The organism is Noviherbaspirillum soli (genome assembly GCF_015352955.1).
Lineage (GTDB): Bacteria > Pseudomonadota > Gammaproteobacteria > Burkholderiales > Burkholderiaceae_D > Noviherbaspirillum_A > Noviherbaspirillum_A soli.
Map to the genome: position 1 here is coordinate 41,330 of NZ_JACYOX010000018.1, position 21,607 is coordinate 62,936.

At 59.9% G+C, this 21,607-nt stretch carries 20 protein-coding genes and 5 tRNA genes; all 25 read right to left on the reverse strand.

The features are described 5' to 3' along the window. Nucleotide 1: 1 nt before the first annotated feature. The gene (locus tag IGW04_RS14155) at nucleotides 2-1,084 is read right to left on the reverse strand and encodes a FemAB family XrtA/PEP-CTERM system-associated protein (protein WP_194713732.1); all 1,083 of its coding nucleotides are present in this window, start codon (nucleotides 1,082-1,084) and stop codon (nucleotides 2-4) included. After that, nucleotides 1,081-1,902 (reverse strand): XrtA system polysaccharide deacetylase, encoded by an 822-nt coding sequence (locus IGW04_RS14160; protein WP_194713793.1) that lies wholly within the window; start codon nucleotides 1,900-1,902, stop codon nucleotides 1,081-1,083. Before IGW04_RS14160 ends, IGW04_RS14155 begins: the two co-directional genes overlap by 4 nt. Nucleotides 1,903-2,038: 136 nt before the next feature. Further along, complete coding sequence (locus IGW04_RS14165; RefSeq protein WP_194713733.1) at nucleotides 2,039-3,028, reverse strand: XrtA/PEP-CTERM system-associated ATPase; 990 nt, start codon at nucleotides 3,026-3,028, stop codon at nucleotides 2,039-2,041. Nucleotides 3,029-3,044: 16 nt separating this feature from the next. Further along, complete coding sequence (locus IGW04_RS14170) at nucleotides 3,045-4,595, reverse strand: TIGR03016 family PEP-CTERM system-associated outer membrane protein (RefSeq protein ID WP_194713734.1); 1,551 nt, start codon at nucleotides 4,593-4,595, stop codon at nucleotides 3,045-3,047. Further along, nucleotides 4,595-5,500 carry an XrtA-associated tyrosine autokinase gene (locus IGW04_RS14175; protein WP_323744859.1) on the reverse strand — a complete coding sequence of 302 codons (906 nt, stop codon included), beginning with the start codon at nucleotides 5,498-5,500 and terminating at the stop codon, nucleotides 4,595-4,597. The genes IGW04_RS14170 and IGW04_RS14175 overlap by 1 nt, the downstream gene beginning before the upstream one ends. Before the next feature lie 76 nt (nucleotides 5,501-5,576). Next, on the reverse strand, nucleotides 5,577-7,091 hold the full coding sequence (locus IGW04_RS14180) for an XrtA system polysaccharide chain length determinant (RefSeq protein ID WP_194713735.1): 1,515 nt from the start codon (nucleotides 7,089-7,091) through the stop codon (nucleotides 5,577-5,579). A gap of 353 nt (nucleotides 7,092-7,444) precedes the next feature. Further along, a complete protein-coding gene (locus IGW04_RS14185; protein WP_194713795.1) occupies nucleotides 7,445-8,023 on the reverse strand; it encodes an XrtA/PEP-CTERM system exopolysaccharide export protein in 579 nt (192 codons plus the stop codon). 323 nt (nucleotides 8,024-8,346) lie between these two features. Beyond that, the gene (locus tag IGW04_RS14190) at nucleotides 8,347-9,387 is read right to left on the reverse strand and encodes a hypothetical protein (protein ID WP_194713736.1); all 1,041 of its coding nucleotides are present in this window, start codon (nucleotides 9,385-9,387) and stop codon (nucleotides 8,347-8,349) included. Nucleotides 9,388-9,699: 312 nt separating this feature from the next. Then, nucleotides 9,700-9,776: transfer RNA gene (locus IGW04_RS14195), tRNA-Val, on the reverse strand. 18 nt (nucleotides 9,777-9,794) lie between these two features. Continuing rightward, nucleotides 9,795-9,868, reverse strand: a tRNA-Cys gene (locus tag IGW04_RS14200). 264 nt (nucleotides 9,869-10,132) lie between these two features. Next, nucleotides 10,133-10,208, reverse strand: a tRNA-Gly gene (locus tag IGW04_RS14205). 71 nt (nucleotides 10,209-10,279) lie between these two features. Next, nucleotides 10,280-10,355 (reverse strand) — tRNA-Gly (locus tag IGW04_RS14210). A 136-nt stretch (nucleotides 10,356-10,491) separates the two neighbouring features. Further along, nucleotides 10,492-10,567: transfer RNA gene (locus IGW04_RS14215), tRNA-Gly, on the reverse strand. 53 nt (nucleotides 10,568-10,620) lie between these two features. Continuing rightward, nucleotides 10,621-11,217, reverse strand: coding sequence for a CDP-diacylglycerol--glycerol-3-phosphate 3-phosphatidyltransferase (gene pgsA, locus IGW04_RS14220; protein WP_194713737.1), 597 nt, complete (start codon nucleotides 11,215-11,217; stop codon nucleotides 10,621-10,623). A 62-nt stretch (nucleotides 11,218-11,279) separates the two neighbouring features. Then, nucleotides 11,280-13,136: an excinuclease ABC subunit UvrC gene (uvrC, locus tag IGW04_RS14225; protein ID WP_194713796.1), complete on the reverse strand. Its 1,857-nt coding sequence runs from the start codon at nucleotides 13,134-13,136 to the stop codon at nucleotides 11,280-11,282. A gap of 39 nt (nucleotides 13,137-13,175) precedes the next feature. Beyond that, the gene (gene nagZ / locus IGW04_RS14230) at nucleotides 13,176-14,234 is read right to left on the reverse strand and encodes a beta-N-acetylhexosaminidase (protein ID WP_228527096.1); all 1,059 of its coding nucleotides are present in this window, start codon (nucleotides 14,232-14,234) and stop codon (nucleotides 13,176-13,178) included. Continuing rightward, on the reverse strand, nucleotides 14,231-14,626 hold the full coding sequence (gene acpS, locus IGW04_RS14235; protein ID WP_194713738.1) for a holo-ACP synthase: 396 nt from the start codon (nucleotides 14,624-14,626) through the stop codon (nucleotides 14,231-14,233). Before acpS ends, nagZ begins: the two co-directional genes overlap by 4 nt. Further along, nucleotides 14,623-15,387, reverse strand: a complete 765-nt coding sequence (locus tag IGW04_RS14240; protein WP_194713739.1) for a pyridoxine 5'-phosphate synthase — start codon at nucleotides 15,385-15,387, stop codon at nucleotides 14,623-14,625. The genes acpS and IGW04_RS14240 overlap by 4 nt, the downstream gene beginning before the upstream one ends. A 26-nt stretch (nucleotides 15,388-15,413) precedes the next feature. Continuing rightward, entirely contained in the window at nucleotides 15,414-16,238 is an 825-nt protein-coding gene (gene recO / locus IGW04_RS14245; protein ID WP_194713740.1) for a DNA repair protein RecO, read from the reverse strand. 9 nt (nucleotides 16,239-16,247) lie between these two features. Next, on the reverse strand, nucleotides 16,248-17,150 hold the full coding sequence (gene era, locus IGW04_RS14250; RefSeq protein WP_194713741.1) for a GTPase Era: 903 nt from the start codon (nucleotides 17,148-17,150) through the stop codon (nucleotides 16,248-16,250). Further along, nucleotides 17,147-18,037: a ribonuclease III gene (gene rnc, locus IGW04_RS14255; protein WP_228527103.1), complete on the reverse strand. Its 891-nt coding sequence runs from the start codon at nucleotides 18,035-18,037 to the stop codon at nucleotides 17,147-17,149. The genes era and rnc overlap by 4 nt, the downstream gene beginning before the upstream one ends. Nucleotides 18,038-18,058: 21 nt before the next feature. After that, on the reverse strand, nucleotides 18,059-18,433 hold the full coding sequence (locus tag IGW04_RS14260; protein WP_194713742.1) for a DUF4845 domain-containing protein: 375 nt from the start codon (nucleotides 18,431-18,433) through the stop codon (nucleotides 18,059-18,061). A 19-nt stretch (nucleotides 18,434-18,452) separates the two neighbouring features. Then, nucleotides 18,453-19,364: a signal peptidase I gene (lepB, locus tag IGW04_RS14265; protein WP_194713743.1), complete on the reverse strand. Its 912-nt coding sequence runs from the start codon at nucleotides 19,362-19,364 to the stop codon at nucleotides 18,453-18,455. Then, nucleotides 19,361-21,154, reverse strand: coding sequence for a translation elongation factor 4 (gene lepA, locus IGW04_RS14270; protein WP_194713744.1), 1,794 nt, complete (start codon nucleotides 21,152-21,154; stop codon nucleotides 19,361-19,363). The genes lepB and lepA overlap by 4 nt, the downstream gene beginning before the upstream one ends. 132 nt (nucleotides 21,155-21,286) lie before the next feature. Then, entirely contained in the window at nucleotides 21,287-21,538 is a 252-nt protein-coding gene (locus tag IGW04_RS14275) for a glutaredoxin family protein (RefSeq protein ID WP_194713745.1), read from the reverse strand. Nucleotides 21,539-21,607 lie beyond the last annotated feature (69 nt).

A 21,607-nucleotide genomic window follows, 5' to 3' on the forward strand; every position in this document is an offset into this window, starting at 1 on the left:
TTCAGCCCAGGTTCTTGACGATATGCGGGCCGATGAGGTTGGCAAGCGCGATCGGCATTTTCTGCCAGGTGCGTATCATCAGCTGGTACTTGGGATTGAGCGGATTGGTGTCCGGCACCTCGGTCGCGCGCACCAGCTTGTATTCATAGTGCAGCGGCGTCGGCTCGAAGCCCCAGTTCTTCTTGAAGTCGTGCGAGCCGGTGCCCTTCTTGCTACGCCCGAAATCGAAGATGCGGTATCCGCGGGTGCAGGTACGGCGCATCAGTTCCCAATACATGAAGTCATTGCCGGCGACTTCCCGCGCTTCCGGCATGCCGCCGCCGTAATAAGGCAGCACTTCGTCGCGAAAATAAAAGCTCATCACGCTGCTGATCAGGTTGCCATCCTTGGTGATGGTCATCACCTCGCAGTCGTCGCCGAAGGTTTCCTTCAGCAGCCGGAAGTACTTCTTTGAAAAGACCGGCGTGCCGAGCCGGTGCACGCTGGTGGAATAGGCGGCGAAGAAACGGTCCACATTGGCGTCGATCTCGCTGGCCAGGCCCGCCTTGATGCCCTTGCGCACCATCGCGCGCTGCTTGCGCGGGATGGCATTCATGTTCTTTTCCGGGTCCGGGTCCATTTCCTTGCGGAAGGTGACGTACAGGTCCTTGGCATGCCAGTCGGCATGGCGCGGTGCGACGTTGTGATACTCCAGGTGCCCCACCTGCAGCTTCGCTGCCAGCGCCTGGGCTTCGCGGTCGAGCGCATCGGCCACGGCATCGGAGGTGGCGGCCGGGCCGCCATAGACGCAGAACGGCAGCGAGCCCAGGGAGTGCCCGAACAGGCGGCTTTTGATTTCGGCCAGCGGCAGCACGCCCTCGATGCGGCCGTCCACCTCGGCGAGGTAAAAATAGGTCTTGTGGCCGAAGGCCTGTTCGATCACCTTCTGCCAGCCGGCGCGGTGAAAGAAGCTGGCTTGCGGGCAGTTCAGCACGAACTCATCCCAGCGCGCCGCATCCTGCGGCTGCATCAGGCGGATCTGTGGCGCGGCTTGCGCCGCGTTGGCCCGGGCGCGGTCCTGCGATGCTTCGATAATGGCGCTCATGATTTATGCAAGAAAATGTTGTCCATGCGATCCCACTGGAAGTCGCGGGTCAGCGCCCGCAGACGGGTTTCCATGCGATCCAGATTGACGTAGTGGCGGAACCGGGTCTTGAAGCCCACGCCATGCTGGCGCGGTTGTCCTGGATCGATTTCCCACGGATGAAAGTAGAAGATGCCGGCCTGCCTGTCGTCGCGGTTGACCTTGTCGATGAACCAGCGCGACAGCGCATACGGAAAGAAGCGGAAGTAGCCGCCGCCGCCCGCCGGGAAATTGCGGTCCATCACACGCACCGTGGTGATCGGCACTTCCAGCAGGCCGTCCTCGCCATTGGGATAGAACGCAAAGCGCGGCGCATCGGGCATGCCGTAATGGTCATGCTGGATCGGATAGATGCTGGAGCTGTAGCGGTAGCCGGCATTGCGCAGCGTGTCCAGCGCCCACAGGTTGCGGGTGCCGATCGAGAAGCTGGGCGCGCGATAGCCCAGCACCTGCTGGCCCGATATGTCTTCCAGCAGCGCCTTGCTGCGGCTGATGTCGTCGCGGAATTCCTCGGCACTCTGGTCGGATGCGCGCAAATGCGCATAGCCATGGCTGGCCAGCTCATGGCCGCCGTCGACGATGGCGCGCACCACCTGCGGATAACGCTCGGCGATCCATCCCAGCGTGAAGAAAGTGGCCTTGACGTCGCGCTCCTTGAGCAAGGCGAGTATGCGATCCACATTGCGCTCGACGCGGCAGTCCATGCTGTTCCAGTTTTCACGCGGGATGTGGGGCGCGAAAGCCGAGACCTGGAAGTAGTCCTCGACGTCGATCGTCATTGCATTGCGAATTCCGGCTGCAGGCCGGCCTGTTGCCTGGCCTTGCGCGCCTGAATGTGTAGTGCCTGTCTGCATGGTGTGCTCCTGTTCCCCGCCACGGGCGCTGGCGCCGGACAGGGAGCTTTTCAATCAGGTATCAGATTTTCGACGTGGAGATCAGCCGCTTCAGCACATCCAGCACCGAGGTGACCGAGCGCTCGATCTTGGACAGCCTCTCGTCCAGGTGCTCCATGCTCTCGGCCGTAGTGTCGGCAAAGCCGCGCGGCATGCCGCCCGCATAGGCCGGCAATGCGCTCATTTCCGGCGGCGGCGGCGTGAACTCTTCCTGGATGTCCTTGATGACTTCGCCCACTTCCTCCGCATTGAACTGATGCAGTTCCTCGAGGTAGCCCATCAGGAACAGCCTGTCGCACAGGGTATTGATCTTGCGCGGTATGCCGCCCGAGTAGTCGAAGATGGCCGCATAGGCTTCCGGCGTGATCACGGGATCGCCCTTCCAGCCCGCCGTCTGCAGGCGGTGCTCGATATAGGCCTGGGTCTCGGCGGCATCCATCGGCCCGAGGTGATAGGTGGCGATCACGCGCTGGCGCAGCTGCTGCATGTCCTCGCTGTGCAATGTGCGGCGGAATTCCGGCTGCCCGAGGAGGAAGGTCTGCAGCAGCGACTTCTCGTTGGTCTGGAAGTTCGACAGCATGCGCAGCTCCTCCACCGTCTGCGGCGTCAGGTTCTGCGCCTCGTCCACCACCAGCAGCACCCGCTTGCCCTGCTTGTCGCTATAGCGCAGGAACTGCTCGAACCGCGCCAAGAGGCCGGTCTTGCTCGGGTCGTCGAAAGGCAGGCCGAAGGCGGCCACGACCGAGCGCAGCGTATCGTCGGAGTTCAGGTGGGTGTTGACGATCTGGGCCGCAATGATGCGGTTCGATTCGAGCTTGCGAAACAGGTTGCGCACCAGCGTGGTCTTGCCGGCGCCGACTTCACCGGTGATGACGATGAAGCCCTCGCCTTGCGACAGTCCGTATTCCAGGTAGGACATGGCGCGCTTGTGGCCCTTGCTGCCGAAGAAGAAATTCGGGTCCGGCCGCAATTGGAAGGGCTTGGCATGCAGCCCGTAGAAAGATTCATACATCGATTCAGTTTCTCCGCTATAACCGCATGGTCAAGTAGGCCGAGATCGCGTTCTCGCGGAAATCGGTCCCCGTCTGGCTGTAGGAGCCCTGGTAGCGGCGCAGCTCGACCGTGCCGGTTGTCTTTGGCGACAGTTGATGCGACAGGCCCAGCGTGACGAGCGTGTTGTCGTCGGTGCGGTTGCTCAGCAGCGAGGTGGTGCGGTAGTAACGCGCATTCAGGTTCATCGAGGTCAGTGGCGTCAGCCGCAGATTCCACAGGCCACTGACGCCGCGCTGGCGCGATTCGTCGATGAATAGCTGGTTGCTGGCGGTGAACAGGCCGACATTGTCGGACACGCCCGTCTGCGGACGGCGCAGGGTGTTATACACCGACACCAGCACCGTGGACTTGCCGGTGTTGAGCGCCACCGAGCCCTGCAACCGCTTCTGCAGGAAGAATCGGTTGGACAAGCCGGCATTCGGGTTGGCCAGGGTCGCAGGCAGATTGGTGGCGCGGATGAACGCGTCGACCGCCTGCGCGCGCGCCGTCGGGTCTGCGATGGTCGCGGAAAACACCTGGTCCAGGAAGGCGGTGGTGCTGATCGATCCGGAATCGACCAGCTGCTGCTGGGTGGTGGTGATGTCTTCGTTGTAGCTGACGTTCCAGGTCGTATAGCGGCTGCGGTGAATGCCGTTCAGGCTGTACGCGTTGCCATAGAAGCGGCGGCCGGCGGTGGCGGCCAGGCTGGTGCGCGACGACGGCTTCCAGTCGAAACCGACGCTCCACGATGCGCCCCTCGGGCCGTCGCCAATGCTCTGATAGGTGTAGCGGTCATAGCCGGCCGAGCCGGTCAGGCTGAACTGGTCGGTCAGCTTGTAGCGCAGTACGCCATTGAGATAATCGTTGTCGACCGAATTGAGCGAGTTGTAGCTGCTATGGCGGCGCGATGCGGTCACATCCCAGCTCACGAGGCGGAATGCCTCGCCGCTGTTGACGAAAAGATTGAGCAGGTCGCTGTTGTAGTTGGAAAAGCCGGCGGTGTCGCTGCTCAGGCCCTGGTGGGTATAGCGCGCTTCCGCCTGCGCCACGGAACCATAGCGCTGGCGCACATAGGGACTGATCGAATAGGTCCGCACTTCGCTGCGGTTGTTGATCGCATAGCTGCTGTCGAGCGCCTGCGGTCCGTACGGCGAGGTGCTGAGATTGGTGATGTTGGCCGTACCGTCGATGAACAGCAGGTCGTCGACCAGCTGCGCCGTGCCGCGGGCATTCAGATAGTTCTGCAGATTGCTGCTGCCGACATCGTTGCTGTAAGTAACGCCACGCGCCTGGTAGGTGGCCTGGAACTGGGAACGGCGACCAAGGCCGTTCACGGAAATGCCCGGCATGACTTCCGTCACGAATGACGATTGCTCATTGCCGGTTGGCGCGAGCCTGATGTTGTCGCTGTAGGTTTCACGCAGCGTCAGCGTCGGATTGAAGCGCCATTCGGCTGCCAGCGCGGGCGCTGCCTGCATGCCCAGCACGGCCAGTGCGGCCAGCGCTGCGGGACGACGCACGAATTTTTTACATGTAGTACGCGCCATCAGTTGTATCCATACCCATAGCTGTTGCCGGAAAACGCCTTGGTCTTGTTGTAGACCAGGCTGACGTTGTTGTCGCTGCCGAGCTGTCGCAGCGCATCCTTGACCGCATGCTGCGTCGTGGTTTCGGCCTCGACAACCATCACGATTTGTCCCATGTGGCTGGCCAGCACCTTGGCCTCGGTCGTCATCAGCAGCGGCGGCGAATCGAAGATCACGATACGGTCCGGATAGCGGCGCGCGATATCGTCGAGCAGATTGCTCATCGACAGGCTGGCGAGCAGTTCGGTGGAATTCTTGTGCGGCTGGCCTGCCGGCAGGATGCGCAGCGTATCGACATTGGTACGCAGCATCACATCCGACAGATCGAGCTTGTCATTGAGCAGCACATCCATCAGGCCCTCGGTGGCTTCGATGCCGAGATAGCGGGGCACCGACGGACGCGCCACATCGGCGTCGACCAGCAGCACCGTATGGTCCATTTCCATCGCAATGCTCATTGCCAGATTGATGGCGCAGAAGGTCTTTCCCTCGCCCGGCAGCGCACTCGTCACCATGATCAGGTTGTTGTGGCGCTCCACGCCGCCGCCCTTGGACAGCGCGTGCTTGATCAGGGGGCGCTTGATCATCCGGAATTCCTCGGCCACCGGCGTGCGTCCGCCCTCCGGCGTCACCATGCCCAGCCGGTGCAGCTGCTCCAGGTTGATCTCGACGCGCCGGCTCGGCTGCCCGCTGGGCTGCCGCATGTCCGGCATGGGCTCATGCTGTGGCGCATAGGCGACCGCGGCTTCCACTACGGGGTCATGGTGACCGAAGTCGCGCGCAAGCGGGTTGTCGATGTCATGTACGAGTGGCTTGTCCACCTTGTTGCGGTCAAGCCGGCCAGCGGCCTTTTCAATAATGCTCACGCTTTCTCCCAATCGTATTCAATGCAATGCATCCGAAGCTGTTGCAGCGGCGGCCAGGGCCGCGCTGATGTCGTCATCACGTCGTTAGCAGCATGCGCGCCATCACGCCTGCATACAGCGTGATCAGCACCGCCAGGGAGGCGCCGAACGCGTAGAAACTGCGCTTGCGCTTTGCCCTCTCATGGTCGGTCCAGTTCATCGAGACCGAACCCAGGATAGGCAGACCGGTCGATTCGCGCAGCCCATGCTGGCTGAGGTAAGTCGGACGCAGCTGGCTCATCAGCAGAGCGATGGCGATGCCGGCGATCAGGGCGCCGACGAACACCAGGGAAGCCAGGCGCAGGCGGTTCGGGCCGGCAGGCGTCAGCGGGACGGTTGGCGGGTCAACCACGCGGAACTTCACCATGTCGGTCGTGTTGGACAGGTCGCCGGAAAGCCGTGCCGACTCGCGGCGGGCCACCAGCTGGGAATAATTTTCCTTGTTGACCTGGTAGTCGCGGTTGAGCTGTGCCAGCTGCGTTTCAAGCTCGGGGCCGTTCACGCTCTGCGCCTTCAGGCGGTCGTAGCGAGCCGTGTATTCATCCACCCTGGCGCGCATCGACGCCACCCGCGCCTCGGCCGTCGACAGCGACACGTTGAGCTGTTGCAGCATCGGGCTGTAATGGGCGCCACGGTCGCCGCCCGGCTTGGCGCTCTTCGCCTCTTCCGCCTTCTGGCTTTCCAGCTGCTTGATCAGGCGCTTGGTCGAAATGATGTCCGGATGCTGCTCGGTGAACTGCATGCGCATCGTATCGAGGTTCTTCTGCAGCGTCAGGATGCGCGCATCCAGCTCAGGGTTGACTGCCACCGCGCCATTCGGTCCGGTGCCATTGCCATAGATCTGCGTCTGGATCGCATTGCGTGCCTGTTCCGCCTCGCGCAGGTCGAGCCGAGCCTGGTTCAGCGCATCGCTGGCTGCCTGCACCTGGGTGCCATAGTCGCCGCCCTGGGGCAGCGAACCGCTGTGCTTGATCTTGAAGTCCTTCAGCGCATTTTCCGCGGCCACCAGCTTGGTTTCGTAATTCTTGATCTGCTCGTCCAGAAACTGGATGGCCTTGTCGGAATCGTTCTTCTTGTCGCCGAAGCTGCCCTCGACGAAGATGGTCAGCAGTGCCTGCACCACATCCTTGGCCACGCGCGGGTTTTCATCGCTGTAGGAAAGCGTGTAGATGTCGTCGCGGCCGGTGCCGACGATCTTGATCTGCTTCATCAGGTCGTTGAGCAACTCCTCTTTTTCCTTGGGCGTCTTGGCCCGGATGTCGAGGTCCACCATGCGCATGACCTTTTCCACATTGGGACGGCTAAGCAGCGTGCGGCTCATGATGGAAACCTGCTGCTCGACGTTGGGCAAGGTGGTCATGCCGGCCATCAGCGGCTTCAGGATGCTTTGGGTATCCACGAAGACGCGGGCCGACGCCTGGTAATCGTCGGGCAGCGTATACACGCGCACCCAGCCGGCGATTGCAATTGCCCAGGCGACGATCACAGCATGCCACCGGTATTTCCATACGCCCTTTAACAGGAAGAGCACCTGGTTGATCGTTTCTTCCATTTCTACCTCTCCATCTATCTGCCGCTAACCGACGTCCTCGTGAATTTCATGTTGCATTGCCGCACGATCATTGCGGATGATGAAAAACCGGAACAACGGGTGAAATTATACGTTTGCCATCAAGGCGCGGCTTAACGAACATCTGTTATCTAAACAATTTGCGCCGCAACATTATGGCCATTTACAAAACGATCGGGGATGCTGAATCAATCCGTAACAATTTATTTTAAGCAATTTTTCCTGCTGCATACGGAGTTTATTTCTTTACAGGAAGAGCTGCATTGTCTTGAGTCGTATTCCGCGACTGCGCGGCACTATCCGAATGCAGCCCTTCACGGCTATTACTGGTGCGGTCAGAAAAAGCTTTCCGGAATGACCAGAATGTCGCCCGGACGCATCGCTGCATTCGCAGACAGATCGCCGCGCTTGATCAGGTCATTCAGGCGCACTGAATACGTCTGCTGCTTGCCATCCACATTACGCACGATGACGGCACGATTTCCGGAAGCGAATTCAGTGACACCACCGACTGCAATCAGCACATCCATCAGGGACATGTTTTCACGGTACGGAAGAGCCTGGGGCTTGGCGGCCTGGCCAATCACGCGGATCTGCTCGCTGTAGGGCCCCACGAATCCGGTCACGATCACGGTGACGATCGGCTGCTGGATGTATTTCTCCAGCGACTTTTCCATGTCACGGGCAAGCTGGGTCGCGGTCTTGCCGCTGGCACTCATATCCTGGACCAGAGGGGTGGTGATCTTGCCATCCGGCCGAACCGGCACACTCAGCGACACTTCGGGATTGCGCCAGACGGTGATATTGACCGTGTCGCCCGGGCCAATCAGGTATTCATGCTTGGGCGCCTCGGTACGGTCGGCTGACAGCGATGGATAGTCGGGCGTGGTGACGCAGCCGGTCAGGGCCAGCATCGCGCCGATCAATGCAACGCTGGCGGTCCGCCTGATGAGATGGGCTTGATTGAACTTCAATTGGTCTTCTCCTTGCTTTATGGGTAAATGCGCTCCGGGCGGATGCGGCAGGAAATCTGGTGATGGCTGTGAAGAGAAACGAAACTTGCCGTTCTGTTACGCGCGGTTAGCATGCCATAAACAAAAAAATTGGCATAGAGTAATTTTGTATTTTCGGCCACTTTCTGAGGGCGATCAAAGCTGGACCCTTTATCCATAAAGGTCCAGCCCTGCACGTGCGCTGTTTCACAAAAGAAAATCAACAGCAAAAAAGCGGATCAGATTTAGTTTTTGACGACATTCGTGAGGTCAATATTCGTCTCGGTGAGGAACTTGTCCCTATCCGTCGTCGGCTCGCCGCCTGGATAGGAGCGCACGCCCCTGTATTTCACGTTTCGGCCGAGAATCGGATCAAACCAGACCGTAACGGTTTGCTGATAACCCTTGCCCGGCAAGCGCAGGTCCGTGCTGTTGGTTACGACAGTCTTGGTCTCGATGCTGAATGCCCTGAACACGCCACCGGCAGTAGTCACCTGCTCATAGGGTCCGACGACGGCGCTGAACGTTTCCAGCTGGCTGTCCGGCGCGCAGGAGGTTGTCCAGCTGCTGCCGTAAGTCTTGCCCTGGACCAATGGAAATTCGAGCAGCTTCTCTTCCGGGTTGAACAGCGCGTTCTTGCAGCCGTTCGGATCGTTGGCCGTAGCCTGGTAGCCGATACGATTGCCGTTCTTGTTGAAATTGACTTTCGACATCACAACCGGGCCGGGATTGGCAAAGTCCTCATCCCATCCAGCCGCGGTCAGCGCGGTGACGATGTGCGTGGACAGAGGGAACGGCACGGTAGTTCCGGCCAATGTCTTGTCGGTTTCGGCGTATGTGAAACGATCGCCCACTTTCGGCGTGACTGCATTGAAGCTGGTGTCGCTGCTGCTGACTGTAATGACGACGCCGGCGGTGTTGAGCGGATTTGTCGATTGCGCAAAGACGCGCTTTGCAATCGTGTGCTGGGTCGTCGTGAAACGGGCTCGGTAATTCGTGTCGGTCTTGGCCAGCTCTGCTGCGCTGGCGGCGCCGTTATCGGTCGTGAGCAGGGTGGACGGAGCGTTGGCGATAATTTCCACGTCCTGCCCAGTGGTAATGCCGAGAACCTTGCTTTCGCCTGGCTTGACGGTGAAGTTGGGGACATCCACACCGTTTATCCGTGCGGTGAGCTGGTATGCCACGCTCGTATCGATGCCACTACCGCCACCGCCACCACCTCCACCGCCGCCGCAAGCAACAAGCGATGCGCCCAGGAACGTTATGGTCAATAATTTTAGTTTCATGGTTGTCTCTTTTTCCAAAAAAGTGTCTGCGATCTTGTGCTTGAACCGCCTCCCCGCATGCCAGCGCGGTCCGGAGATCGCTCTGTCAGTGCTCAGCGCGGCTTCAGTATGTACAGATTTTTTGATACAGACTTGAGGACAAACAATAGACTCTTCGACAACATTTGTATGTGCGGAAACACACACAAAAACATTGTCTAAACGCAAATGGATGAAGGAAAGAAACGCAAGCAGACGGAAAAGGGGAAACGGACAACAAAAAAGCCGACCAGGACCGGTCGGCTTTTCCAGGCAGGTATGCTGCCGCTATTCTGGTAGGCGCGAGTGGATTCGAACCAATGACCCCTACCATGTGAAGGTAGTGCTCTAACCAGCTGAGCTACGCGCCTGAAGCGTCAAGAGAAGGATGGAGGCGGGGGTCGGGATCGAACCGGCGTACACGGCTTTGCAGGCCGCTGCATAACCACTTTGCTACCCCGCCATTGACTCAATGACTGTACTGCCTTACTACGTTCCAGCACATGCATGCATGCACCGGACTACTGCTTTCGCCATCGTGCATTTCGTTCCAGCACGTTGACGAGGCGTGATTATACGCATTTATCGACAGACGTACAGCCCAGCCAGGCATTTTTATTCAGGCAAGAAAAGCACCTGAATGCTTGCTGGCTGAACAGGAACCGGTTCATGTTCCCCGCCTGCCTGAAACAAAAAAGGAAGTCCTCGCGGACTTCCTTTTCGAATCTGGAGCGGGAGAAGAGTCTCGAACTCTCGACCTCAACCTTGGCAAGGTTGCGCTCTACCAACTGAGCTACTCCCGCATTTCACCTGCTACAACGCACTGCCCTGCGTCTCCGGAACCACTTCATCATGCATGGCCCCAGATTTATTCTGGAGCGGGAGAAGAGTCTCGAACTCTCGACCTCAACCTTGGCAAGGTTGCGCTCTACCAACTGAGCTACTCCCGCATTTTTTCGAGCCGCCACTATAGACGATTCAGCCAATTTTGCAAGTGGGAATCTTCAAAAATTTCTTCAGATCCACTCGCTTCCAGCTTTTTCCCGTAAAAAAAGAAGCCGGACAGGCCTCTTTCTAACGATACTTTGGAGCGGGAGAAGAGTCTCGAACTCTCGACCTCAACCTTGGCAAGGTTGCGCTCTACCAACTGAGCTACTCCCGCGTCACTGGAGAAGCCAGCATTATAGAGATTTGAACTTGTGTGTCAAGCACGCATCATTTTATTCCGGACGACTGGGCCCGCTCGGTCGCCTGTATCAGCGGCCATGCCTTGCGCAGGTAGTAGAACATCGACCAAACGGTCAGCAGCGCGGCGATCACCAGCAGGATCTGGCCCCAGAAACCGGTGTCGATCGCGCCGAACAACTCACCGTAGTACAACAGCATCGGAATCGCCATCATCTGGGCAGTCGTCTTGATCTTGCCGATCGAACTGACCGCCACCGATTTGGAGGCGCCGATCTGCGCCATCCATTCGCGCAAGGCGGAAATCGCGATTTCGCGGCCGATGATGATGAAGGCCAGGATCGAGTCGGCGCGGCCCAGCTGCACCAGCAGCAGCAATGCGCCGGCCACCATCAGCTTGTCGGCAACCGGATCGAGGAAGGCGCCGAAAGCCGAGGTTTCATTCCAGCGCCGCGCCAGGTAGCCGTCGAACCAGTCCGTAACGGCGGCGGCAATGAAGATGGCGGTGGACGCCACGCCCTTGTCGAAGAGCGAGATCCAGCTGTCTGGCAGATAAAACACGCCAACGATCAGGGGAATCATGGCGACGCGCAGCCAGGTGAGCAGAATCGGAATATTCAGCGGCATAAGTCAGTTCTTGTTGTAAAAGGTTGGCGGCGCGCGAACGCGGTGGCGACGCAGGCCGTAATTTAATGGAGTTGCCGGTAAATGTCTTCCGCAAGCTGACGTGAAATGCCATCGACGGACGCCAGGTCCTCGACGCTGGCGGCCATTACGCCGCGCAGGCCGCCGAAACGCGCCAGCAACTTCTGCCTGCGCTTGGCGCCTATGCCCTCGATTTCCTCCAGCCGCGAGGTCTGGCGCGCCTTGGCCCGCTTGGCGCGCATGCCGGTGATGGCGAAACGATGCGCCTCGTCGCGGATCTGGGCGATCAGCATCAGCGCCGCCGAGTCGCGCCCGAGTTCCTGGGGTGCGCGGCCGTCGGCGAAGATCAGCGTTTCCAGGCCGACCTTCCTGCCCTCCCCTTTGGCCACGCCGACAATCTGGCTGATGTCCAGCCCAAGTTCCTCGAACACCTGGCGCGCCATCTCCACTTGTCCCTTGCCGCCGTCAACCAGCACGATGTCCGGCATCACGCCATCGCCATTGGCCACCTTTTCGTAGCGCCGCATCAGCACCTGGCGCATTGCCGCATAGTCGTCGCCAGGCGTGATGTCATTGATGTTGTAGCGGCGGTATTCGCCGTTCTGCATCGCATGATGATGGAACACGACGCAGGAAGCCTGGGTTGCCTCGCCCTGGGTGTGGCTGATGTCGAAGCATTCGATGCGCAGGGTTTCGATGTCCTCGCTTTCCAGCGCCAGCGCCTCGACCAGGGACCGGGTGCGCGCCTGCTGCGAGCCCTGCTCGGACAGCAGCCTGGCCAGCGCGATTTCGGCGCCCTTCTGCGCCATCTCCAGCCACTGTCGGCGCTGGCCCTGCGGCTGGAATACCAGGTTGATGCGATGGCCGCATTGCTCCATCAGCGCCACCATCAGTTCCGGTTCGTTCAGCTCCATGTTCAGCACCAGGGTCGCCGGGATGAACTTGTCCAGATAATGCTGGGCCAGAAAGGCTTTCAGCACTTCCTGCTCGACCGGCTCGTCGCTGGCATTCATGCCGTTTTCCAGATGCAGCGGGAAATAGGAGCGGTCGCCCAAGTGCCGGCCGCCGCGCACCATCGCCAGATTGACGCAAGCACGGCCGCCCTGCACCAGCACCGCGATGATGTCGATGTCGGCATCGCTGCCGGTTTCCATGGTCTGCTTCTGCAGTACCCGCGACAGCGCGCTGATCTGGTTGCGCACGGCTGCCGCCTGCTCGAAGTGCAGGTCGGCCGCATAGGCATGCATCTTCTTCTCGAGGCTGGCCATCAGTTCATTCTGACGGCCGCGCAGGAAGTTGGCGGCATTCTCGACGTCGGCCGCATAGTCTTCCTTGCTGATCAGGTTGACGCACGGCCCGCTGCAGCGGTGAATCTGATGCAATAGGCAGGGCCGGGTCCGGTTGGCAAAGACCGAATCCTCGCAGGTGCGCAGCAGGAAGATCTTCTGCAGGATCTGCATCGACTCCTTCACCGCCCAGGCGCTCGGGAAAGGCCCGAAATACTGGTTTTTCTTGTCCACCGCGCCGCGATAGTAGGCCATGCGGGGAAAGTCCTGCCCGGTCAGTTTCAGGTAAGGATAGGACTTGTCGTCGCGGAACAGGATGTTGTAGCGCGGCTGCAGCGTCTTGATCAGGTTGTTTTCCAGCAGCAGCGCTTCCGCCTCGCTGCGGGTCACGGTGGTCTCCATGCGCGCGATGCGCTCGACCATCATCGCCGTGCGCGGGCTCGAATGGGTTTTCTGGAAATAGCTCGACACCCGTTTCTTCAGGTCGCGTGCCTTGCCGACATAGAGAAGATTGTTCTCAGTGTCGAAATAGCGGTACACCCCGGGCAGATGCGGCAGCTTGCTGACCGTATCGAGGACGACGGCGCGTGGATCAGGGGTGGTCGGGTCGGACATCATTCATCAACAAATCCAGGTCGGAATCGGCAAGCACCTTTACATGGCGCGCAGGGAAAGCGCGAGTTCGCGCGCGGCCAGGTAGCGCGCATCTTGCTGCAATGCCTCCCAGGTGGGGGCGCTCCCCCGCGCCAGCAAGCCGTCGATGCGCGCAGCCGATCGGGCGCTGCCGGCATCGGGCGGCAACTGCGCCAGCAACTGGCCGGCCTTGTCCGGCGAATTGCAGATCAGGACCATGTCACAGCCGGCATCCAGGGCCGCCCGGGCCGCGTCGGTTACCGTGCCGGCGACGCTGGCGCCTTCCATGCTCAGGTCATCGCTGAAGATCACGCCCTGGAAGCCGATCTGCTCCCGCAGCAGCGTAAGCCAGCGGCGCGAAAACCCGGCCGGCTGGCTGTCGACCTGCGGATAGATCACATGGGCCGGCATCACGGCAGACAGGCTCATGCCCAGCCAGTCGTACGGCATGGCATCCCTTGCGATGATGTCTTCCAGGCTGCGTTGATCCACCGGCACCGCCACGTGGGAGTCCGCGGCGACATAGCCATGTCCAGGAAAATGCTTGCCGCAATTGGCCATGCCAGCCAGGGCCAATCCATGATTCAGGCTCTTGGCCAACTGCGCCACCGCGCGCGGATCATGATGGAGGGCGCGGTCGCCGATCACGCTGGAGCCGCCGTAGTCGAGGTCAAGCACGGGGGTAAAGGACAGATCGACGCCGCAGGCCCGCAATTCCGAAGCAAGCACGAAGCCGACCGCGGTGGCGGCGCGCGCCGCCGCTTCCGGATCCTTATCCCAGAGTTGGCCCACCAGGCGCATCGCTGGCAAATGAGTGAAACCGTCGGTGCGGAAGCGCTGCACCCGCCCGCCTTCGTGGTCGACGGCAATCAGCACGCCCGGCCGCACTGCATGGATGGCTTTGGTAAGCGCACAGAGCTGTGCACGGTCCGTGAAGTTGCGTGCGAACAGGATCACGCCGCCCGTCAGCGGATGCCGGATGCGGCGCGCATCGTCCTCGGTGAGCGTCAGCCCCACCACATCCAGCATTACCGGTCCGAGCCGCTTTCCTGCCACCGGCGATTGATCTGCTGCACTCATGCGTTTTTCTCCAGGATCACGAAGGCCACCGCGTAATCGGCCTCGTCTGTCAGCGTGACCTGCGCGCTCAGGCCGTTGTTGTCCATATATTGTTTCAGTACCCCGCTGGCTACCGCGATCGGCCGCCCGCTTGGCGCATTCAGGAATTGCACACCGCGCCAGGTCATGGGCATGCGCATGCCCAGGCCAATCGCCTTGGAAAAGGCTTCCTTGGCGGCAAAGCGGGTCGCCAGGAAACGGATGCCGCGCACCGCCACCTTGTCGCGCCGGCGCTGGTATTTGGCGTACTCTTCCGGCCCGAGTATGCGCTGCGCGAAGCGGTCGCCGTTGCGGGCCAGCGCCGCCTCGATCCGGCTGATCTGGATGATGTCGGTGCCGATGCCGTAGATCATGGCGCGATGCCGCCGCGGCGGGCGGCCACCATGATGGCTTTCATGTCGCGCACCGCTTTCTGCCAGCCATCGAATACCGCCTGCGCAACGATCGCATGGCCGATATTCAATTCGGCAATCTCGGCAATCTCGGCAATCGCCTGCACATTGGTGTAGTGCAGGCCGTGCCCGGCATTGACCTTCAGGCCATGACGGATGCCGTGCGCCACGCCTGCCCGGATGCGTTCCAGTTCCCGTTGCTGGCTGTTGCCTTCGGCATCCGCATAACGGCCGGTGTGCAGCTCGATGACCGAGGCACCCGCTTCCGAAGATGCCGCGATCTGGTCCGGATCGGCGTCGATGAACAGGCTCACGCGTATGCCTTCGGCCTGCAGTTGCCGCACCGCCGCCTGGACAGCCGGGAAATAACGGCGCACATCCAGTCCGCCCTCGGTCGTGACCTCCTCGCGCCGCTCCGGCACCAGGCACACATCCTGCGGCCGTATTGTGCAGGCAATATCCAGCATTTCCTGCGTCACCGCACATTCGAGATTCATCCGAGTCACCAGGCGCGGACGAATCGCCTGCACGTCGGCATCGCGGATATGCCGCCGGTCTTCGCGCAGGTGCAGCGTGATCAGGTCGGCGCCGGCTTCCTCGGCCAGCAAGGCGGCGCGCAGCGGATCGGGATACACCGTGCCGCGCGCATTGCGCACCGTGGCGACGTGGTCGATATTGACACCCAGTTCAATGACCTGACTGGCCGGTTGCAGATAACTCATGGGAGACGGATCCTGAAAGTAGGGTTTTACAACTGCATCAGATCGAGCAGGATCTGGCGGGTATTGAGCGGTGCGCCGCCCAGGTGATGGGCCAGCAGGAAACGCATCAGGAACTTGCTTTGCGACTGGGTCGCCGCATCGGCATAGTCGCCGCGCTGCATGTCCTGCAGCGTCTTGCCCGCCACCCGCGGCCAGGTATCGGAAGGCAGAGCGGGCCGCGGGCCGCGCTCGGGATCGACCACATACCAGCCTTCCGGCTCGACTGGCTGGCGCGTCGTTGCATCGACCGCGATGTCGCCGGCCACGCCGGTCTCGCGCAGCAGCGCCAGTTCGAAGCGCCGCAGTACGATGGGGGCCGCTTCCCCATGCGCCAGCCTGTTCAGCGCTTCCACATAGTGATCGAACAGCGCCGGATGGGGGTCGTCCCTCGCCAGCAGCTTGACCAGCAGTTCATTGAGATAAAAGCCGCACAGCAAGGCGGACTTCTCCAGCGGCAGCAGGCCGCCCAGCCATTCGGCCGCCGTCAGGTTGCGCACTTCGGATTTGCCGCTCCAGCCCACCGACAGCGGCTGGAAGGTTTGCAGGACGCCCCGCAGCTTGGAATGCGGCCGCTTGGCCCCCTTGGCGACCAGCGCCACCCGCCCATAGTCGCGCGACAGCACATCGACGATCAGGCTGGTTTCCTTGTAGGGATAGCTGTGCAGCACGAAGGCCGGCTGCTCGGCCACCCGCATGTCCCGCTCCGGCGTACGTGGCCGCCTGGCGGGCGCAGCGCTGGACTTGACGGCAGGCGCTGCCGCCCTGCGCTCCGCAACATGCCCGTCCTGGTCTAGCTGGCGATCCGCATCCATCGCCGTGGCCTATTCATAACCATAAGCCCGCAGGCCGGCTTCGTTGTCAGCCCAGCCCGATTTGACCTTGACCCAGATTTCCAGATACACCGGGCCGCCGAACAGTTTTTCCATATCGAGCCGGGACTGGGTGGAGATTTCCTTCAGCCTGGCGCCCTTCTGGCCGATCAGCATGGCCTTGTGGCTGTCGCGCTCGACCAGGATGGCGGCGAACACACGGCGCAGATTGCCTTCCTGCTCGAACTTCTCGATCAGCACCGTGCTGGTATAAGGCAGCTCCTCGCCGACGAAGCGGAACACCTTTTCCCGCACGATCTCCGCGGCCAGGAATTTCTCGCTGCGATCGGTGATGTCATCGGCATCGAAAATCGGCTCATTCTCGGGCAGGCGCTGCTCGATTTCATCCTGCAGGTATTGCAGCTGAAAACGCTGCTTGGCGGAGACCGGCACCACGGCGGCGAAGGCATGCAGGCTGGCCACTTTCTGGGCAAACGGCATCAGCGCCTTCTTGTCTTTCACATAATCCGACTTGTTGATCACCAGAATGCAGGGCACATTGGCCGGGATCAGGTCCAGCACCTGCTGGTCGGGCTGCCCCCAGGTGCCAGCCTCCACGACGAACAGGATCACATCCGACGCAGTCAGGGTATCGCTTACCGTGCGATTGAGTTTCTTGTTCAGCGCATTGGCATGCCGGGTCTGGAAACCGGGCGTATCGACATAGATGAACTGCGCCCGCTCGGATGTCTGGATCCCGGTGATGCGGTGGCGCGTGGTCTGCGCCTTGCGCGAGGTAATGCTGACCTTGGCGCCAATCAGCGCATTCATCAGGGTGGATTTGCCGACATTCGGCCGGCCCACGATGGCGATGTAACCGCAGCGAAACGCGGGTGTTGCAACAGATTCTGTCATGCGGTCTTGGTATGGGTAGGGGCCAATGGCTGGCCGGGTGCGCCTTCGTCGGTCGGCTGTGCAGCTTGCTTCTGGCCGACTTCGGCCCGAGATGGCGCTGTCTTTTCCGGCACGGCCTCGTCTATCGGCAATTCGGCTTGCACCGTGGCAATGCCGGCCAGCTTCAACTGGGAGGCGCGCGGCCTGCTCTTGCGCGCGCCGGCGGGAGATTTCGTCAGGGCCTTCTGTACGGCTTCCAGCGCCAGCTTGGCGGCAGCCTGCTCGCCAGCGCGCCGGCTTCCGCCAGTGCCGAATACCTGGATGTCCAGCTTGGGCACCAGGCATTCGATTTCGAACTCCTGGCTGTGCGCCGCGCCGTGCGTCGCCACCACGTTGTATTGCGGCAGCGCGATCTTTTTCCCCTGGAGAAATTCCTGCAACAGTGTCTTAGCATCCTTGCCCAGCGTCTTCGGGTCGACGGTATCGAGGATCGAGATATACAGCGTGCGTATCACCTTGCGCGCCGCTTCAAAGCCGGCGTCGAGGAACACGGCGCCAAACAGGGCTTCCAGCGTGTCGGCCAGGATGGACGGCCGCCGGAAGCCGCCGGACTTCAGTTCTCCCTCGCCCAGGCGCAGAAAATGCGACAGCTCGAGCTTTTGCGCGATTTCGTACAGGGATTGCTGCTTGACGAGATTGGCGCGCAGCCGGGAAAGGTCGCCTTCGTCGATTTTCGTGTACCGCTCGAAAAGCAGAGAAGCAACCACGCAGTTCAGTATCGAATCACCAAGAAACTCAAGCCGCTCATTATGCAGACTGCTATGGCTGCGATGCGTCAGTGCCTGCTGCAATAGCGCGGCGTCCTTGAACGTGTGGCCCAGCCTGTTCTGCAGTAATGTCAAATCCATCATGTTGGTGTGAGGTGCCTGCTATTCGGCCTTCCTGGACGCCGGATTGGATGAAGTGCTTCCTTCATAGTCCAGCACCAGGCTCGCCGGACCGGCCAGATGTATTACTTTCTGATAAGAGAAACTGACGTCGTTTTCCTTGCTGATGTCCAGGTCTTTGCCGCTGATGGAACGGATGTAAGCAATCTCGGCATGACGATCGAACGCCGACCGGATTTCCTGAGGCGTCGTTCCGGCCACTCTGGCTGCGGAGATAGCCTTCTTGACCGCCATGTATTCCGTCACCGATGGCACGATGCGCAAAGCCAGAACGCCAATAAAGCCGAGCACCGCGAGCAAAAAAATCAGGCCGGTCAGCGAGATGCCGTACTGGTTTTTCTTTGACCACACTTTCATTGATTCGCTCCCGCCGTGCCTAATGAAAACTGCCTATCCGCTTCAGATTGCCAAGGTTCATCCAGACAAAAAATGCCTTGCCCACGATGTATTCGTCCGGTACGAATCCCCAGTATCGACTATCCAGACTATTATCTCGATTATCGCCCATCATAAAATAATGTCCAGCAGGCACTGTGCACACGAATCCTTCCGAGTTGTAGCTGCACAGTTCCTTGCGCGGAAAGGCATCCGGATTCGGCACATAAGCGGGCGCCCTGTCGTCGTTCAGAATGCGGTGCGCCACCCCGGTCAGGTTTTCCTCGAACTGTTTCGAATACGTCAGGTGCTCTTCATCCAGATAATCAGGAAGCTGCTTGTAGGAAACGTCTTTGCCGTTGATGATGAGCTTTTTATTCCGGTACTCGACCCGGTCGCCGGGCACACCCACCACCCGCTTGATGTAATCGAGGGATATGTCTTTCGGATACTTAAAGACCATCACGTCGCCGCGCTGCGGCGTATTGATGTCGATGATCTTCTTGTTTACCACCGGCAGCCGGATGCCGTAAGTGAATTTATTCACAAGTATCAGATCGCCGATCTGCAGCGTCGGCACCATCGAACTCGAAGGAATCTTGAATGGCTCGAAAAGAAAGGAGCGCAAGATAAAAACGAGAGCAATGACCGGAAAAAAGCTGCCGGAATATTCCACCCAGGTCGGTTGCTTCAGCAAACGCTCGGCGATGGCGCTACGCCCATGCGTTTCCTGAGGCATGCCGTCGGCGGCAAGCCGTGCATTGCGGGCATCGAATTCGGCCAGGGCAGCGTCAGCACGCGCCCGGCGCTGCCTGGACAGATAAAACACATCCAGAAACCAGACGATGCCGGTCGCTACCGTCAGCACAAACAGAATCAGCGCAAAGTTTCCCAACAATGCTTGCAATGTCATTTCTCGTCCACTTGTAAAATTGCCAGGAAAGCTTCTTGCGGAATTTCGACGGATCCCACTTGCTTCATGCGTTTCTTGCCGGCTTTCTGCTTTTCGAGCAGCTTGCGCTTGCGGCTGATGTCGCCGCCATAGCATTTGGCCAGAACGTTCTTGCGCAAGGCCTTGACGTTTTCACGGGAAATAATGTTGGAGCCGATGGCTGCCTGAATTGCCACGTCAAACATCTGGCGCGGGATCAGCTCGCGCATTTTGGCTGCCACTGCGCGGCCACGATACTGACTGTTTGCACGGTGCACGATAATTGCCAGCGCATCCACCTTTTCGCTGTTGATCAGCATGTCGACCTTCACCACATCCGACGCGCGGTATTCCTTGAATTCGTAATCCATCGAGGCGTAGCCGCGGGAGGTCGATTTCAATCGGTCAAAGAAGTCCAGCACTATCTCCGCCATCGGCATTTCATAGGTCAGCTGCACCTGCTTGCCGTGGTAGCTCATATTGGTCTGCACGCCCCGCTTCTGCGTACAGAGGGTAATGACCGAACCTACATACTCCTGCGGCATGTATAGGTTCACGGTGACGATAGGTTCCCGGATTTCCTCGATCTTGGACGGTTCCGGCATCTTGGACGGATTGTCCACCATCAGCGTGGAGCCATCGCGCAGGATAACCTCATAGACCACCGTGGGCGCCGTGGTAATCAGGTCCATGCCAAACTCGCGTTCCAGGCGCTCCTGCACGATCTCCATGTGCAGCAGTCCGAGGAAGCCGCAGCGGAAACCGAAACCCAGTGCCTGCGACACTTCCGGCTCATACATCAGCGCGGCATCGTTGAGCTTGAGTTTCTCGAGCGAGTCGCGCAGCGCGTCGTACTGGTTTGCCTCGACCGGGAACAGGCCGGCAAACACCTGCGGCTGGACTTCCTTGAAACCAGGCAGCGGCGCCGGCGCCGGCTTGGTCGCCAGGGTCACGGTGTCACCGACCTTGGCCGCTTTCAATTCCTTGATGCCGGCGATGATGAAGCCTACCTGACCAGCCGACAGGGTTTCCCGTGCAACCGATTTGGGCGTGAAGACGCCGACGCTTTCCACCAGATGCTGGGCCCCGGTCGCCATCAGCAGGATCTTGTCCTTGGGACGCAGGGTGCCATTCATCACCCTGACCAGCATTACCACGCCGACATAGTTGTCGAACCAGGAGTCGACAATCAGCGCCTGAAGCGGCGCATCCGGGTCGCCCTTGGGCGGCGGCACTTTCGCAATCAATGATTCCAGCACATCCTCGACGCCCAGACCGCTCTTGGCGGAGCACAGCACGGCGTCGCTTGCATCAATCCCGATCACCTCTTCGATTTCGCCCTTGGCATTATCCGGATCGGCGGATGGCAGATCGATCTTGTTAAGAACCGGCACCACTTCCACACCGAGATCCAAAGCCGTATAACAATTTGCCACCGTCTGCGCTTCCACGCCCTGGGATGCATCCACGACCAGCAATGCGCCCTCACAGGCGGACAGGGAACGGCTGACTTCATAACTGAAGTCAACGTGGCCTGGCGTGTCGATCAGGTTGAGGTTGTAGATCTGGCCATCGCGCGCCTTGTACGACAGCGCCGCCGTCTGCGCCTTGATGGTGATGCCCCGCTCGCGCTCGAGATCCATCGAATCAAGGACTTGCGCTTCCATTTCACGGTCCGACAAGCCGCCGCAGAGCTGAATGATGCGGTCGGCCAGCGTGGATTTTCCGTGGTCGATATGCGCGATGATCGAGAAATTGCGTATGTTATTCATTAACAAGATGCCAATTACAAAAAAGGCGCTCTGAGGGGGAAGCTCTCCCCAGGCGAGCGCCTTGCTACAGTATGGTTATTCAGCGCCGCATTTTACCGGATTTCACACAGTGACGATGCGGAAACTTGGCGTTCAGGGAGAAAGGAGAGCGTTCAGCGCTTCCTGATCGAGGAAATAGTGGCAGATCCTGACCTCGGAACCATCAGGCTTTATGCCAATTAACACTGGCACCAGCTCATCGTACTGACGTACGAGATCGTCGTCCTCATCAACATCCATTACTCTGACATGAAACTGGCTTGCCTGCGGATGGGCACGTAGCGCCGCAAGCATGTCGTCGCATAGATGGCAATAGGACCGTGAATAGAGAATGAAATCGTTCAAGTGCGGTTGTGATCGAGGGCTGGATATGACGTTAGGAAGTAAGTGTTTCGCAAGAAAGCAGCAGGCTGC

What these genes read in the sequence shown, in the direction of transcription:
- lepB (WP_194713743.1), bottom strand. Translation starts at nt 19,364, where the DNA reads ATGACATTGCAAGCATTGTTGGGAAACTTTGCGCTGATTCTGTTTGTG.
- era (WP_194713741.1), bottom strand. Translation starts at nt 17,150, where the DNA reads ATGACAGAATCTGTTGCAACACCCGCGTTTCGCTGCGGTTACATCGCC.
- recO (WP_194713740.1), bottom strand. Translation starts at nt 16,238, where the DNA reads ATGGATGCGGATCGCCAGCTAGACCAGGACGGGCATGTTGCGGAGCGC.
- pgsA (WP_194713737.1), bottom strand. Translation starts at nt 11,217, where the DNA reads ATGCCGCTGAATATTCCGATTCTGCTCACCTGGCTGCGCGTCGCCATG.
- IGW04_RS14165 (WP_194713733.1), bottom strand. Translation starts at nt 3,028, where the DNA reads ATGTATGAATCTTTCTACGGGCTGCATGCCAAGCCCTTCCAATTGCGG.
- IGW04_RS14160 (WP_194713793.1), bottom strand. Translation starts at nt 1,902, where the DNA reads ATGACGATCGACGTCGAGGACTACTTCCAGGTCTCGGCTTTCGCGCCC.
- lepA (WP_194713744.1), bottom strand. Translation starts at nt 21,154, where the DNA reads ATGAATAACATACGCAATTTCTCGATCATCGCGCATATCGACCACGGA.
- IGW04_RS14260 (WP_194713742.1), bottom strand. Translation starts at nt 18,433, where the DNA reads ATGAAAGTGTGGTCAAAGAAAAACCAGTACGGCATCTCGCTGACCGGC.
- nagZ (WP_228527096.1), bottom strand. Translation starts at nt 14,234, where the DNA reads ATGAGTGCAGCAGATCAATCGCCGGTGGCAGGAAAGCGGCTCGGACCG.
- IGW04_RS14240 (WP_194713739.1), bottom strand. Translation starts at nt 15,387, where the DNA reads ATGAGTTATCTGCAACCGGCCAGTCAGGTCATTGAACTGGGTGTCAAT.
- IGW04_RS14155 (WP_194713732.1), bottom strand. Translation starts at nt 1,084, where the DNA reads ATGAGCGCCATTATCGAAGCATCGCAGGACCGCGCCCGGGCCAACGCG.
- IGW04_RS14190 (WP_194713736.1), bottom strand. Translation starts at nt 9,387, where the DNA reads ATGAAACTAAAATTATTGACCATAACGTTCCTGGGCGCATCGCTTGTT.
- acpS (WP_194713738.1), bottom strand. Translation starts at nt 14,626, where the DNA reads ATGATCTACGGCATCGGCACCGACATCATCCAGATCAGCCGGATCGAG.
- uvrC (WP_194713796.1), bottom strand. Translation starts at nt 13,136, where the DNA reads ATGTCCGACCCGACCACCCCTGATCCACGCGCCGTCGTCCTCGATACG.
- IGW04_RS14180 (WP_194713735.1), bottom strand. Translation starts at nt 7,091, where the DNA reads ATGGAAGAAACGATCAACCAGGTGCTCTTCCTGTTAAAGGGCGTATGG.
- IGW04_RS14170 (WP_194713734.1), bottom strand. Translation starts at nt 4,595, where the DNA reads ATGGCGCGTACTACATGTAAAAAATTCGTGCGTCGTCCCGCAGCGCTG.
- IGW04_RS14185 (WP_194713795.1), bottom strand. Translation starts at nt 8,023, where the DNA reads ATGCTGGCCCTGACCGGCTGCGTCACCACGCCCGACTATCCATCGCTG.
- rnc (WP_228527103.1), bottom strand. Translation starts at nt 18,037, where the DNA reads ATGGATTTGACATTACTGCAGAACAGGCTGGGCCACACGTTCAAGGAC.